General features: G+C 55.3%; 14 protein-coding genes. 6 read left to right on the forward strand and 8 right to left on the reverse strand.

What is annotated here, in order from left to right; all coding sequences use genetic code 11:
• The first annotated feature begins 130 nt into the window (after window positions 1-130).
• Window positions 131-1,240, forward strand: a complete 1,110-nt coding sequence (locus tag ABDZ81_RS17875) for a Gfo/Idh/MocA family protein (RefSeq protein ID WP_343775914.1) — start codon at window positions 131-133, stop codon at window positions 1,238-1,240.
• A gap of 19 nt (window positions 1,241-1,259) precedes the next feature.
• On the opposite strand, the gene ABDZ81_RS17880 is transcribed toward ABDZ81_RS17875, so the two are convergent.
• Entirely contained in the window at window positions 1,260-2,297 is a 1,038-nt protein-coding gene (locus ABDZ81_RS17880; protein WP_343775916.1) for a GDSL-type esterase/lipase family protein, read from the reverse strand.
• A 178-nt stretch (window positions 2,298-2,475) separates the two neighbouring features.
• Between ABDZ81_RS17880 and ABDZ81_RS17885 the strand changes: the two genes are divergently transcribed.
• Window positions 2,476-3,207 carry a sugar phosphate isomerase/epimerase family protein gene (locus ABDZ81_RS17885; protein WP_343775919.1) on the forward strand — a complete coding sequence of 244 codons (732 nt, stop codon included), beginning with the start codon at window positions 2,476-2,478 and terminating at the stop codon, window positions 3,205-3,207.
• A 6-nt stretch (window positions 3,208-3,213) separates the two neighbouring features.
• Here ABDZ81_RS17885 and ABDZ81_RS17890 read toward each other — a convergent pair whose 3' ends face one another.
• Window positions 3,214-3,630 (reverse strand): hypothetical protein, encoded by a 417-nt coding sequence (locus ABDZ81_RS17890; RefSeq protein ID WP_343775921.1) that lies wholly within the window; start codon window positions 3,628-3,630, stop codon window positions 3,214-3,216.
• Between the two features lie 107 nt (window positions 3,631-3,737).
• On the opposite strand from ABDZ81_RS17890, the gene ABDZ81_RS17895 reads away from it, so the two are divergent.
• Window positions 3,738-4,640: a HEAT repeat domain-containing protein gene (locus tag ABDZ81_RS17895; RefSeq protein ID WP_343775923.1), complete on the forward strand. Its 903-nt coding sequence runs from the start codon at window positions 3,738-3,740 to the stop codon at window positions 4,638-4,640.
• Window positions 4,641-4,649: 9 nt separating this feature from the next.
• On the opposite strand, the gene ABDZ81_RS17900 is transcribed toward ABDZ81_RS17895, so the two are convergent.
• The 6 genes from ABDZ81_RS17900 to ABDZ81_RS17925 form a co-directional block, all read right to left on the reverse strand.
• Complete coding sequence (locus ABDZ81_RS17900; RefSeq protein ID WP_343775925.1) at window positions 4,650-4,883, reverse strand: hypothetical protein; 234 nt, start codon at window positions 4,881-4,883, stop codon at window positions 4,650-4,652.
• A gap of 116 nt (window positions 4,884-4,999) precedes the next feature.
• Complete coding sequence (locus ABDZ81_RS17905; RefSeq protein ID WP_343775928.1) at window positions 5,000-6,046, reverse strand: ABC transporter ATP-binding protein; 1,047 nt, start codon at window positions 6,044-6,046, stop codon at window positions 5,000-5,002.
• Entirely contained in the window at window positions 6,043-7,116 is a 1,074-nt protein-coding gene (locus ABDZ81_RS17910) for an ABC transporter ATP-binding protein (protein WP_343775931.1), read from the reverse strand. The genes ABDZ81_RS17905 and ABDZ81_RS17910 overlap by 4 nt, the downstream gene beginning before the upstream one ends.
• Entirely contained in the window at window positions 7,116-8,147 is a 1,032-nt protein-coding gene (locus ABDZ81_RS17915) for an ABC transporter permease (protein ID WP_343775933.1), read from the reverse strand. Before ABDZ81_RS17915 ends, ABDZ81_RS17910 begins: the two co-directional genes overlap by 1 nt.
• Window positions 8,134-9,132, reverse strand: coding sequence for an ABC transporter permease (locus ABDZ81_RS17920; protein WP_343775936.1), 999 nt, complete (start codon window positions 9,130-9,132; stop codon window positions 8,134-8,136). The genes ABDZ81_RS17915 and ABDZ81_RS17920 overlap by 14 nt, the downstream gene beginning before the upstream one ends.
• 73 nt (window positions 9,133-9,205) lie before the next feature.
• Entirely contained in the window at window positions 9,206-10,972 is a 1,767-nt protein-coding gene (locus ABDZ81_RS17925; RefSeq protein WP_343775939.1) for an ABC transporter substrate-binding protein, read from the reverse strand.
• Between the two features lie 581 nt (window positions 10,973-11,553).
• On the opposite strand from ABDZ81_RS17925, the gene ABDZ81_RS17930 reads away from it, so the two are divergent.
• The 3 genes from ABDZ81_RS17930 to ABDZ81_RS17940 all read left to right on the forward strand — a co-directional run bounded on the left by ABDZ81_RS17930 (window position 11,554) and on the right by ABDZ81_RS17940 (window position 14,391).
• On the forward strand, window positions 11,554-12,627 hold the full coding sequence (locus ABDZ81_RS17930; RefSeq protein ID WP_343775942.1) for a Gfo/Idh/MocA family protein: 1,074 nt from the start codon (window positions 11,554-11,556) through the stop codon (window positions 12,625-12,627).
• A 101-nt stretch (window positions 12,628-12,728) separates the two neighbouring features.
• Complete coding sequence (locus ABDZ81_RS17935) at window positions 12,729-13,523, forward strand: IclR family transcriptional regulator (protein WP_343775945.1); 795 nt, start codon at window positions 12,729-12,731, stop codon at window positions 13,521-13,523.
• Between the two features lie 409 nt (window positions 13,524-13,932).
• A complete protein-coding gene (locus ABDZ81_RS17940; RefSeq protein ID WP_343775947.1) occupies window positions 13,933-14,391 on the forward strand; it encodes a universal stress protein in 459 nt (152 codons plus the stop codon).
• The last annotated feature ends 37 nt before the right edge of the window (window positions 14,392-14,428 follow it).

Raw genomic sequence — 14,428 nt, forward strand, 5'->3', positions numbered from 1 at the left:
ATAATATTACCGGTAGCGGACGATTCTCGCTGTGAAGATGGTGGCAGGTCAGGCAGGGTTCGCGAGACACGAAACACGGATTCGGAGGGAAATGCATATACGTGGTATGATTCAAAAAAGAGTGACGAACATGAGTAGTCATACAGTCGCAGTCATCGGAACCGGTCCCGATCCAGACAACCCGACCGTGGATGGATTTGCAATGGGCTATCGTCACGCCGAAGCTTTCGAATTCGACGATCGCTGCGAGCTCATCGGTTGCGCGGACATCGTCAAAGAGAACCGTCTCGCGTTCGCCGATACGTTCGGACTGTCGACGGAGAACGCCTTCGAGGATTACGAGGCGATGCTCTCCGCGCTCGAACCGGATATCGTGAGTGTCGCGGTTCCGCCGGCAATCCACAGAGCTATCGTCGTAGAGTGTGCCAAAAGCGGCGTCGTCGACGCCATCCACTGTGAGAAGCCGATGGCGAACACATGGGAAGACGCTCGGCAAATGGCCCAAGAATGTTGGCGACACGATGTGCAGTTGACGCTGAACCGCCAGCGTCGGTTCGGGCGACCGTTCACCGAGGCCAAACGCCTGCTCGAGGAGGGGAAGATCGGCTCGCTCCAGCGAGTAGAGATCGGATGGGGCGACTTCTTTGATACCGGTGCCCACACAGTTGACCTCGCTGGGATGTTTAACGATGACCACGCCGCAGAGTGGGTGCTTGCGGGACTTGATTACCGCGAGGAGGATCGCCGGTTCGGCGCTCACCAAGAGAATCAGATATGGGCACAGTGGCGATACGAGAACGGCGTATACGGCGTTATTTCGACCGGTGAAGGGAGTGATTTCACCGACGCGGCTATTGTACTCCGCGGGACGGAAGGAATCATTCGTATCGACAAGACGGACGGCCCGATGCTGGAACTTGAGCACGGCGGTGATCGGCGATCGGTTGACGTGAACGGGGAGACCATGCACGCAACGAACGACGAAAGTGACGATCGCTATGGGTCACACTTTCATGATCGTGCGGTCAGTGCGGTAATCGATGGAGTGGAGTCGGGAGAGGAGCCGTCTATCAGCGCGCGAATCGGACTGACCACGGCCGAAATACTGTTTGCCGGCTATGAGTCCGTCCGGCGCCGTGGGCGCATCGATCTCCCGCTTGACGTCACAGACAATCCGCTGGAGTCGATGGTTGACTCGGGGGCACTTTCTCCGTCACCGCCGGCAGTCGACGAGGAGTAGACGACTGACGGATACCAACTCAATGGTTCTGCAGTTCCTGGTCACTCAATCTCATCGCTAATTTTTCGGCGATTCCACCCGCGATCGAACTCATTCCCGCGTCACCGGGATGAAGCAGATCAGTGGTTAGACCGGTGGCATCCATGAGGTTGGCCCCTTCGACCAGTATTACGTTGTCAGGTGTGCTTTCGGTAGTTTTCCGAACGGCTGCTCGAAAGTCTTCGGCCCTCCTGGCGTCGCCGTCTTGGAGCGCGTCTGCATGGTAAGGAAAAAGCGTGACGCACGCAATCGGACGGTCAGTTACTGAGGCCGCAACGGCGTTCACAAACTCTGTCACGCGCTCTCTGAACTGTTCCGCCGTGAATCCCCTGTTTGCCATATTGACCGACAGCGACAGTGTGGCGACATCCCAGTCATCCCTATGAGCGATGTGATCGGCGACCGCAGGTTCACAGAACGCCGACCCAGCAACGCCGAGATTCACTGCGTCGGCACCCAATTTACGCGCTGTCTGTGAGACGTACGTGAGGTGACAGCCCGTCGCCGATGCACCCTCGGTGATCGATGTTCCGTACGCCAGATATCGGAGCGTCGGCAATTCGGTTTCGTCCGGCGGGCGACAGCGTCCGGAGACATCGTGGACTGCAACCGGCGCCCATGCGTCGAACCGAAGACGACATACGCGGGGATCGAACGCGCCCATCGCAGTGATATCTGACTTGAGATGCTCGATAGAATCAGGCGTCGAGAACTCTAACGTTCTGGGAGCTGGACCCAGTTCGTATGTATCCGCTCCTTGGAAGCCACCCCAAAACGGACGAACGACGGTTTCGGATGCTGCCGACAGTGTTACCGACACTGTCGCTTCATCTCCCTTGGGAACAAACCGAAGTTCGCACCCAGATGGATGACAGAATCGATCGCGGGCCTCGACGTTGACGGCGGTGGCAACCGACTCGGGAATACGGTGGAGCTGACGCCCGTCATCCGCCCAGTCGGCTGCCTTCGTGGCTGCGACGTTGTGAAGACTGACAGATGGAAATGCGTCACCGGTCATACGAATACGCGTCTAATTAGGTAGTTACCTAGATAATTCTGGCGGGTGCATTCCCGTATAGTGCATTCTGAAACATGACCATGTAGGAGAGGAGTCACAAAACGGCGTTACAGAGAGGAAGAGGCAACCTTTGACTGTTGGTTCACACTTACAGTACCAACATCGGAATGAAAAGTGCATGACGTCGTTTGGATTCCAGCTGTACAGCTTGCACGCAGTCGACGATCAGCTCCCGACCGTAATCAAACGCGTCGGCGAAACAGGATTCGAGGGTGTCGAGTTTGCCGGTCTCGACGACGCTGACATCGAGTCAGTGAATACCGCATTAGATCGAAGTGGATTGGCCACTGCGGGCGCCCACGTCGGCCTCGACGAGATCGAGGCCGACATCGAAGATGTTGCCGAAACATATCGCAATCTTGGCTGCGAAGCCGTTGCTGTGCCGTGGCTTGACCCGGAGCACTTCAACTCTCGGGAGGCCGTCAAGGAGACGGGCGAGCGGCTCAACGACGCTGCTACATCACTGGCGAACTACGGGCTTGATCTACACTACCATAACCACGATCAGGAGTTCACTGAATTAGACGGAAGTCCCGCGTTGGAACATCTGCTCGAAGTGACCGATGATGTCGGCCTCCAGTTGGATCTCGGGTGGGCCGGCGCAGCGGGGTACGAACCACTCTCCTTCGTAGAAGCGCACGCAGATCGGATCGACCTCGTACACCTGAAAGATTACGACGCCGCCACGGGCAAGACTGTCGAGGTCGGCGAGGGAGATCTAGATATCGGGAAGACTGTAGATTTGGTCAGGGAGCTAGAGTTCGATTGGCTCATCTACGAGGCCGAAGAGCAACCCGACTCCTACGAGACACTCAAGCACGCCGCAGACATCGTCGAAGCCCACTGGTAACACGGGCTATCGGCCAATACTGTCCTCACGCCCGGTCTCTGACGAGCTGTCGTGGAACTCTGAGAGCTTCTTTGCGTTACCTTTGGACTCCCAGATCTGCGTCAGGATGTCGGTGAAAGCGACTGTGCGCCGAGGAAACCCTTCGTTATTCTCCTCCATCGGTTCCTCTATGACTCGATCTGCATATGGCCGACCGAAAGGCATCTCGTCGATGGCATCGCGGACATCGAATGTGTGTGTTCCATCATCGGCTACTTGTAGCCAACCGGCCGTTGCGGCGTCCTCGTCATACTCAATCGTGTACTCTTCCCCATCAACAAGATGGTACACATCCTCCAGCGATCCGAGTTCGCGGTATCCGTCCTCTCCAACAAGATAGAGTTCCCTGTCGTCGACGCGCACGTGTTTAGGTTCGAACGACATACGCCATGTGAGTGTCCCAGGCGTAAGAAAGGTTGCGGCTCTGACCGGTGTCCGAAAACGCCGACTGATCCGTCACGTATAACTGAATTGGCGTCGCTCTCGATGACATGGTAGATACTAACGAGGGGACAGCCGAGCGACTAGACACAACTTCGCTGAAAAACGCGGAGACTGACACCCTTCGCGAAGCACTGAAGGCGGAGGATAATCAGACCCGCATCCGGGCTGCGGCGACCTGTTTGACCCTTGCTGAAGAGAATATCGACAACGTTGCACCACTTATTCCCGTCATCGTCGACCGACTGGATGATGAGCGGGTAGCCGTCCTCAGAGACTCTGCAACTGCGCTCGCGTTCGTCGCCGAGTCGCGACCTGGATTACTGGAGGGATCCATCGGTCCGCTCGTGGACCTACTCACCCACGATATCCCGATAGTCCGAGCCGCTGCAGCAAAGCCGATTGGCTCGCTAACAATCGAGCGGACGAAGTGGTTCGTACCCCACGTAGAGGCACTACTCGACGTGATTGAGGAGGAAATAGTTGACCCGACGCAGGGCACTAAGTTAGAACCGCTCGAAGAACCCCATCTGTTCGAAGAACAGCGATCGATCAGCGCCGGAGAAAGACGTCGCCAGTTCGCGGCGAGATCCGTCGCAGCCAACGTACTGATCGAGGTCAGCGATACGAACAGCGGTGCTCTCCAAGACCACATCCCGCGGATCGTTGACCACCTTGATCATGACGACGATGTCGTCGTCGGAGCGTGTGCCGACATCATCGCTAATGTCGCTCGGACGAATCCTGAGGCGGCAACCTCCGCAGTAGATCCGCTTTGTTCCCTTCTCGATAGTCAAAACGACATGGTCCGAGCCCGCGCTACACGGGCTCTCGGCGTTCTCGGCGAGGAAAGTGCTATCGCACCTCTTCGTGGCGTCGCTACTGATGAAAATGCATCACAGGAGCTACGAGATCTCGCAGCCGATACGATTTCTTGGCTCGAACAGCCGTAGTAACCCTTCTTAGCGAGATCTCCCTCGGCGGATACTCATCCAGAATACGGCGCTAACGATCGATCCAAATCCGAGTACGATGATGAGATTGACAACCGCGAGCGTATACGACTCAGTTCCTGGCTCCCCGAACAAGAGGGTGATGGCAGTCAACACCAGCATGAACACGAGAAACATCCAGAGCATTCCTAATTGCGTCTGGTAGTCGCGAACGAGCGACCAGAACGATTTTTTCCAGGACATGTGACTCAACTGGGTCCGTTACCCGAATAAGCTTTTTCACCACACTATAGGTGTTCCGCAGAGGGATGGAGCGCAAGCTATACCAACAGCGATAGAAAAGGGAGACAAATCCGGGGTTAGTCAGTAAGTTCGGGGCTATCCCAGTACTCGTGGTTCTCGTCTTCGCGGAAGCACGCGACCGTCTGCTCGCCGTGTTGGTAGTCAGAAGGTGTCTCCTGTCTGCACGCCTCGGTCGCCTTTGGACAGCGCGTGTGGAATCGGCAGCCACTCGGCGGATTCACCGGATCGGGAACGTCGATCTTCCGCATCGGTGGGTCGCCTGTCTCACGCAGCGCCAGATCTGGCGTCGCCCAGCGTAGCACGTTCGTGTATGGGTGCTGAGGATCGTTGATCATGTCCTCCGCTGGTCCGACCTCAACGAGTTCACCGAGGTACATCACACCGATCTTCCCACCGCCATGGGCGGAGAAGTACCGTGCGTTAGAGAGGTCGTGTGAGATGAAGATGTAGGACGTGTCGAACTCGTCCTGAAGGTCAAGCATCAGGTCCATCATCTCGACACGCAAGGAGACGTCCAGGGCGCTGATCGCCTCGTCGGCGAGGATGACGTCCGGATTCATCAGGAGTGCGCGACACAGCGCGACGCGTTGCTTTTCGCCGCCGGACAGCTGGTGAGGATAGCGTTCCGCGAAGTCTCCCGGCGGATTCATGCCGACTCTCTCTAGTAGCGAGTAAATCCGGCTTCGCTTTTCCCCGCGACTGAGTTCCGGGTTGACCTGCCGTAACGGTTCTGACAGGATAGAAATGATCCGCCGATTGGGATTAAGCGAGGCGCCGGGATCCTGGTGGATGATCTGAAGCGATGTGCGAATGTCTTCCCACTCCGTGTCTGTATCCGCGTCGCCGTCGCGGATTGCCCAGATATCCTCGCCTCGGTACTTTACTGAGCCGCCAGTAGGTCGCTGGAGGCCGATCGCCGTCTTTCCGAGCGTCGTCTTCCCACAACCGCTTTCGCCAACTAGCGATACGACATCGTTCTCCTCGACGTCAAGCGACACGCCGTCGACCGCACGGACCGTCTTGGTATCGCCAAAGTCCAGCAGGCTCTCGTTGGTGAAGTGGACCTCAACGTCTTCGAGCGAAATGAGCGAGTCGGAACTCATCGGCTTTCACCTCCTGCAGTATCACCCAGTGAGTCCGCATAGACAAGCGGAACCTCGTCGTAGGATTCTTGCCAGTGATAGCAGGCGGATCCGTGTTCGGGACCGACGTCATGGTAGTCGGGGACGTCTGTCCGACACTCTTCCGTTGCGAGTGGACAGCGTGGATGATACGCACAGCCGGACGGCATATTGATCGGAGCAGGGCTCTGTCCCTCAATCGGTTTCATCTCTGACAACGGTGCATCGAGGTTCGGGGTTGAATTGAGTAGCGCGCGCGTATAGGGATGAGCTGCGTTCTCCACGATGTCGCGCGTTTCGCCAAACTCGACGAGCCTGAATGCGTACATAATGGCCATCCGATCGGCCAACGCGGCGACGAGTGGCAGGTCGTGCGTGATAAACACCATCGTGAGGTTATACTTCTCCTGTAGGTTCGACAGCAGCATCAGGATGGACCGCTGCATCAGGAGGTCGAGCGCTGCCGTTGGCTCGTCCATTACCAGCACGTCCGGCTCGAGGACGAGGCTTAGTGCGATTAGTGCTCGCTGTTGCATTCCACCGCTCAGCTCGTGCGGGTAAGAGTCTAGGACGCGATCCGGTTCGAGATACAGATCCTCGAGCAGTTCCTCTGCTCGTCCGATACCCTCCTTGATGTCGGCGTCGTGGGCCTGTAACGTCTCCTCGAAGTGCGTCCGAAGGTCCATCGTCGGGTTGAACGAGTTCATTGCACCCTGGAACACCATCGAAATTTCCTCCCAACGGAGTGACCGTAGCTCCTCTTTCTCTAGTTCGAGGACGTCGACCGGTTCCTCACCCTCTGGGCGATAAGTGATCTCTCCAGTCAGACGACCGGGCGAGGGGACCGCGTCAAGTAATGACGATGCAAGCATCGACTTACCGCTGCCGCTTTCTCCGACAACACCGAGGATCTCGCCACGGTCAAGATCGAGCGAGACATGATCAAGAACGTACGACTCGCCTTCGTCGTAGGTAACGGCCGCATCGCGGATCTTGACGATCGGATCGTCAGTTCTGTACACCTGTTCTTCAGTCGTCTGGTCCATTGACATCAGGTCATCACCTCCGTGGGCGCAGCAGCGTCTTCGTCATCTTCAGTCTCCGATTCGGACTCACCGGCGAGACGGGTCCGGACGCGGGGATTGAACACTCGGTCCATCCCCTGCGCGAGCAGGATGAGACCGAGAGCGAGGAACATGATTGCGATCATGGGAACCACGAGCTGATACATCGTCCCACCGCCGCTGAGAGCGCCTGCTCGGCTGTAGGCGTTGTTTAGTTGGATCCCCCAGTTGGCGACAGATGTTGGGAGGATTCCAAGATAGTATAGTCCGACCGATGCGAAGACGACATACCGTGCGGCGTTGGCGAAGTTGACGAGTACATACGGCATAATATTCGGGATGACATCCTTGAATATGATCCGTGGTGTACTGACACCCATCGTCCGCGACGCCTCCACATAGGAGTGTTCGCGGATCGTCAGCACCTGTGACCGTATGGAACGGGCGAGCCCCGCCCAGTAGTTGATCGTGATGAGGATGCCGATTACAGTAGCTCGCTCCGGCGATATGACGACCGCTAGCACCATGATGAGTGGGAGTCCCGGGATCGACATCGCGACGTCTGAAAACGTCGTCAGGACGCGGTCTGTCGTCCCGCCCTTGTATCCTGCAACCGTGCCGATCAAAACCGCGAGCACAGTTGCGAAGATGCCACCTGATAGGATCATAATGAGCATCTCCGGCGTCGCGTGGATCGCCATAGCCAAGACGTCTTCACCGGAGCTGGTCGTTCCGAGCGGGGCCTCCCAGGTTTGGAACGGCTGAAGGCTACGTTCCGATTGGTTCGTCGTCGGTGCTCGGTAGAACCACGTGCCGACAGTACCGATAAAGACGTACACGGCAAGGATCGACGCGCCGATGCGCGTCCGGTTGTCTTCCCACGCGACGAGTCCCGGTTTGTAGATGAACTCACGGTAGATGTCGCGCAGTCGGTCCGCTGTCGAGACTTCAACCTCAGACTGGGCAGCACCGAACGAGAACTCCTCTTCCGTTCCGGTTTCCGATTCAGTATGCTTCACTGGAATCACCCGATTTAACGCGAGGATCGACGAGACCGTACGTCAGATCGGCGATGTACACCGACAACACGAGCGCAGTCGTAATGACGAGGAAGATTCCCATCATGAGCGCGTAATCCCTATTGATGAGCGCCTCGAACATGTAGTATCCGATTCCGGTGTACGTGAAGATCTCTTCCAAGATCACGGATCCGCCGAGGTTGAAGCCAATTAGAGTCAGGAATCCGGTGTACATCGGGAGAATTGCGTTTCGCCCAACGTACCTGACGGCGATCCGGCGGTCGGACAGTCCTCTCAATCGTGCGACTCGGACGAAGTCCTCGCCAAGCACCTGGATACTATTGCCCCGCATCGCCAGTGTCTGGAGGCCGACCTGCGTGATCACGATGGATGCAATCGGTAGCGCTGCATGGTATAGTGCGTTTCCAACGAACTGTATCGACAAACTAGCGGTCACACCCGGGCTCGTTCGATACCGAGCTGGGAAGATGCCGAATCGATACGATAACACGACAACGAACAGAATGCCGAGTACGTAGAACGGAACGGACGACATCAGGATGGACAGTCCGCTTGAGACCGTGTCGAACGTGGATCCCTCTTTGTAAGCGATGATCGCCCCCCAGACAATTGCGATCGCGAACAGGATGATCGTCGCGGTTACCATGACGAAGACCGTCCACGGGAGCGCGTCGGTGATGATGCTGGAGACCGGTTCTCTGAAGTAGAACGACTCCCCCAGATTCCCGGATAGGAGCGACGACATATACTCATAGTACTCCACGTAGATCGGTTGGCTCTCCTCCTGACGAGACTGGATTATAGCGTCGATCCGAGTTGGGTCAACGCCCTGTCGGACTAGTCTCGCTCTTAGCATTTCTAATGGACCGCCGGGGATAGCCCGGATCAGCCCAAACGTGAGTGTCACAGTAACCCACAGGGTGAGCACTGCACGCCCGGTGCGCTTGATAAAGTAATTGTTCATGAATGGTGATGTGCTACTGTGCTAAATAAATGCTTTGATTGGAGTTTCGTGCAGTCGTCTCGCAGTCCAGTTATTATCCGTCGTACTGGAGTTCGCCCTGGCGGATTAGCCACGAGTTGGCCCACCGAACCTGCGAAATTTCGGCACCCTGCTCAGGAACGTTCCACTCGTCAGTAGCAAGGAAGGTTTGTTCTTGCTTCTCCATGACAGGGATCATAGGCAGGTCCACGTTGGTCACCCATGCCTGCTCATTAATGACCTCCTGGACTAGCTCCTCGTCAGCCGTTTCGGAGAGCTCTGAGAGTCGGTCACTCGGATTGACGGTCATCGTTCCCGAGCCAGTTCGGGAGGGGACAGTAACGTCACCGTTGCTTCCGCCACGGTTCGGGTTTGCCGGACCGTAGTTGTATGTGAAGTTCCGGTAGTGCTCGAGCATCATGTGGTGGAGCGAGAAGTACGGATAGGCTGCACGGCCACCTCCAGGGAGCCACCCGCCGGCCGACAGTACGAAGTCGCCGTTCGGCCACGTCGTACCGTTTAGAGCACTGAAGTTTCGAGAGTCGACCTGGGCCTCGAATCCGAAGTCATTGAGCTGATCGACGATCGTCTGCGTTGCAGTGACCCAGTCACTCCATCCGGAAGGAACCGTCACGGGAAGTTCGACTGTATTCCCGTTACTGTCGATCCACGTACCACCATCCTGCGAATAGCCCGCCTCGCGAAGAATCTGGGCGGCTTCGTCGGTTTGCTGAGCATCTACACCATAGTCATCGAACGAGTCAGAGATCTCACCGATCCACCGTTCTTGGTCGTCAGATGCAATTCCCACCGGGATCGGTGGAACCTGCTTGAGTGTGTCGCCGACGTTTTTGACGATTGTTTCCCGATCGAGTACGTGTGCGATCGCTTGACGAACAGCTCGGTCTCCCGCATGTTCGTGGTCGTGCTGCGGAATCAGACTGTAGCCGGTCTTCCCAGGGATAGTTTCCATCTGGATGTGATCCGGGAAGTTGTCAACAACGTTCGGTGGCGCGAATACGGAGTAAACCGAATCGAGTTCGTTTGCGCCGATCGAGTTGTGTACAGCCGTATTGCCGTCGAGGTATCGGAACGCTACCTCGTCGAAGTTGATGTTATCGGAATCAGGATGCTCGTCGCGCTTCTCAAGGAGGATTTGTTGATTACCCCGATCTGCGATAGTGAACGGCCCGTTTGCGATGACATCCTTGTAAGCAAACTCTTGGATCTCGCTCTGAGCCTGGTCGGGGTTCTCCTCAAACATCTCGACGTACTCCCCGAATTCGCTCTCTTTCTGTGTCATGAACCGCTGACCCAGCACATTGTACTCGACGATCTGGGGGTTGACATCGCCGGTGAGGTTGAGAACCACCGTTTGCTCGTCGGCCACATCGATACTATCTGTAAACCCGGCGATTGCTCCGCCGCTCAGCATCGCGATCCGAAGTTGCGTCGCGACGTCACCGGCAGTAACGTCGTCACCGTCCTCCCAGGTGACGCCATCACGGAGGGACAGTTCGTACGTATCACCGTTAAACTGCCAGTCCTGAATGAGGTAGGGCTGGAACTCCCCTCTCGCAAAGTTGAAATTTGCGAATCGGTCGAAGAGGAGGTAGTGCGAGATCTGGGAGTAGCTAGTCGGATTACTGGGGTTGTACTGAATTTTCGTCGGCACCTGATTCGTGTAGCTGATGTGAGTGCCGTCTCCAGCCCCGTTTCCACCCGTGCAGCCCGCCAGTGCAGCTGCCCCGGAGGCACCTGCGATCTGCAGGAAAGCACGGCGATCAATATGACTACTATAGTCACGGTTATTATTCGACATTGTCCATCCTGAGGGTTGCGCTCAAAGGTAATAAAAGTATGGGAGGCATTCTCCAGCCCTATCGAGGGCGCACCAGCGTACACGAGTTCCTGTGGTGTACTCCGATCGACTGCAGATGTGGGGACTCCGCTCTGGTACTGCCGATAGCCGTCACCTCCTCAACTGAGTTCAGGGGTATTCGCTTGGTAGTTCTATACCCGCGGTGGTGCGTACGCGTGCCCGAAAAGCAAGGTCACCCATGCTGGCATCGTTTCACCAGATCAAACGTCTCTGTGATTGTCTACCAATTGATTCATGTCGAGAAAATCCCCAGATGATGGCCTGATATGTGTATGGCCGATAGCAGCTCGTTATACGGCATACTCCCACACGCTATGACCTCATCACCCCCACTCAGGAGCTTTGTAGAAAGCTTTTGATTTGACCATGTCGAACAGTTAGTGTTATATAGAATATCTTTTTACATCACTACTCCTGTAATCTCCCATAGAATGCAAACCGAACAACTCAGTTCGAATTAATCCTGTAAAGTATTCTATCGCAAGACATTTATCGAATGGGAGTGAGACAGTTTAGCAAACATGGAAAACACGAATCTGACGGTCGGGCTGGTTGGGTTAGGGACCCACGGAGCGAATCACGTAAAGATACTCGAGGATCTCGGTCACGAGGTCCTCGGAGTAGATGCAGACACAGCAGCAAGGGAGGCATTTCAGGAACAGTACGATGCAACGACCTTCGAGAGTCTTGAGGAGTTGTATGAGCAGGATCTGGATGCGGTCATCATATCGACACCGAACAAGTTCCACGAGACAGCTGCCATAGACGCGCTCCAGGCGGACCACGACGTCCTATTAGAAAAACCGCTCGCGCATAATTTGGAGAGTGCAGAGAATATCGCCGACGTAGCGAACCAAACTGGCAACATCTGTATGGTAGGGTACCACCACCGCTACCGAAACATCTGTCAAGTCGCCAAATCCTACGTTGAGGATGGCTATCTAGGGGAAATTACGCACATTGATGCTCAGTTTGTCCGGCGACGCGGAGTTCCCGGTCGTGGGACGTGGTACACATCACAGGAGATCGCAGGGGGCGGCGCACTCATCGATGTCGGTGCACATCTACTCGACCTGCTTCTTTTCTGGACTGACTGGCCGACGATTACTGACGTGATGGCGACAGCACGATCTGACTTCGGCCAACATGATGACTACTCGTACCTCCACATGTGGGGCGAGGACGACCGGGGGAAGATGTACGACGTAGAGGATTCAGTTACGGCATTTTGCGAATTCGACTCCGGAATGACCGCGAATATTCAGGTTGCGTGGGCAGCGAACATGGAGTCGTCGCACAGTTATCGTATTCAGGGAACGGAAGCGGGTATGACAGTAGATATTACGAATACACTTCAGGAAGTCCAACCGGAAGTCGATCAACGGAATGATCTGCAACTGTACGAGGCGCGGTCTGGGCGTCGTGACCATTTCGTCAATAGTGAGGTCATTGTTTCATCTAACGATCCGTATCGCGATGAGCTGGAGACGTTTCTCGGCGGAGTTCGCTCTAGTGAGCGCCCGGATATGACGAACGTAGAGCAGGCGCTTGATGTGCAACGTGCTATCGACCGAATCTACCAAGCGAGTCGATAGTCATCCCTTCGTTGACTCGCTGCGATTTCTCACCGTATTCACTATTATTGTTCGGCCGGCTGGTGAGCATGTTTAACTATCCGTAGATACTGATAGTGAGTATGCCAGAAGAAACCACCGGGGATCGCGGAAAGACGATCCAGTCTGTCGAGTCAGCACTGGAGGTTGTTGAGGTCATCCGCCAGAAGGAGCGGGCAGGCGTTACTGAGATAGCGAACGAACTCGATCGCTCCAAGAGTACAGTCCACCACTATGTGACGACACTCGTCAAACATGACTATCTAGACAAGGTCGAAGGGGAGTATCAGCTCAGTCTGCGGTTTCTCACGCTCGGCGGACAGGTTCGCGAACGCGAGCGGTTGTATCACCTCGGAAAAGACGATGTCGAAGAGCTCGCACAGGAAACAGGGGAACAAGCCCGCCTCATCGTCGAACGCAACGGATCCGGCATTACGCTCTATCAGGCGACCGGAGACCGCGTCACGGAGCCGATAACGCACGTGGGCAGTATTGAGGAGCTCTACTGTACGGCAGCAGGTAAAGTGTTCTTGGCCGAACTCTCTGATGACGAGCTTGATTCGTACCTTGAGGAAGTCTCTTTCACGCCCTACACCGAGAGTACGATTACTGATGCCGACGAACTACGAAGAGAAATAGAAGAAATCAGGGACCGAGGAGTTGCGTTTGACGATGAAGAACGGTATGAAGGATACCGATGCGTAGCTTCTGCTATCAGCACGGAGGCAAGGGAACTGTTCGGCGCCCTTAGTGTCTCTGCACCGGTTGAGCGGATGGACAAAGAGAGGTTCCGTACCGCTGTACCAAACCAACTCCAGAACGTTGCTGGTGTTGTCGAGATCAACACGACGTACTCCGAGTGGACGGATGTGCTCTGAAATCATCTGAATTCTCCGACCTCTCACTTACAGGAGTATGTCTGTAAAATACGAATACAATAGTACGCCTGTAAAAGACGCGCTATATTCCTGGCAGAGCATCTTGCCAATGCTGTCGAACGTAATGACGTTAGATCCCGCCTATTTGACCATAGAGAACAAAAGAGAGCGATGAGATCGGCTCATGGAAAATACTACTACTTCCAAGCATGGTCCAAACAGTTCGCTAGACTGCCCAGAACCAATTCCTACGTAAACTGGCCCCCTTGAGGTGTGTTCCTGCCGAAAAAACCCAGGAGTGATGAACAAGACATGTTCTACTGTATCAAATACCTATGCTGCTCTCCTTCAGGCATCTCATCCATATCACGACAGTAGATTCTTGTAGAACCAGTTCGTGGGCTTGTCTATGCAGCGTGGATTAGTCATCGCAGAAGATAGCCAGAAGGGTAGAAAACTACTAAATGAAGCAGCTGCGGCCGCTCGTGGTAGCGATTGCGGGCTAGTTGTCCTATCCATCATCCATCCAGAGTCCTTTGCAGCTGATGTCGAGACTCTGGAAGCGATCGGCGACGTTGAGGACACGCATTATGACGAGAACAACGTATTGGATGCTGAGAGAAACTCCGTTCAGTCTATAGTCGCCGATAGCATTGATGACGGGAATTTGGAAATAACGTACCGTGTCAGTGTAGCATCGCAAGACGAGCTCGTAAAAGAGGTCCTCAAAACTGCACAAAATACTGAGTGCGATCATCTATTCACCTGCGGTAATCAACGCTCTCCAACTGGAAAAGCGATTTTCGGAGATAGTACGCAACAACTTCTTCTTGAGTTTCCCGGCCCGGTGACAGTGGCTCTCGACTGATCCGCTGATCAAGTATACTCGTACGGACAAGCGAGCC

The organism is Natronoarchaeum mannanilyticum (genome assembly GCF_039522665.1).
GTDB classification, from domain to species: Archaea; Halobacteriota; Halobacteria; order Halobacteriales; family Natronoarchaeaceae; genus Natronoarchaeum; species Natronoarchaeum mannanilyticum.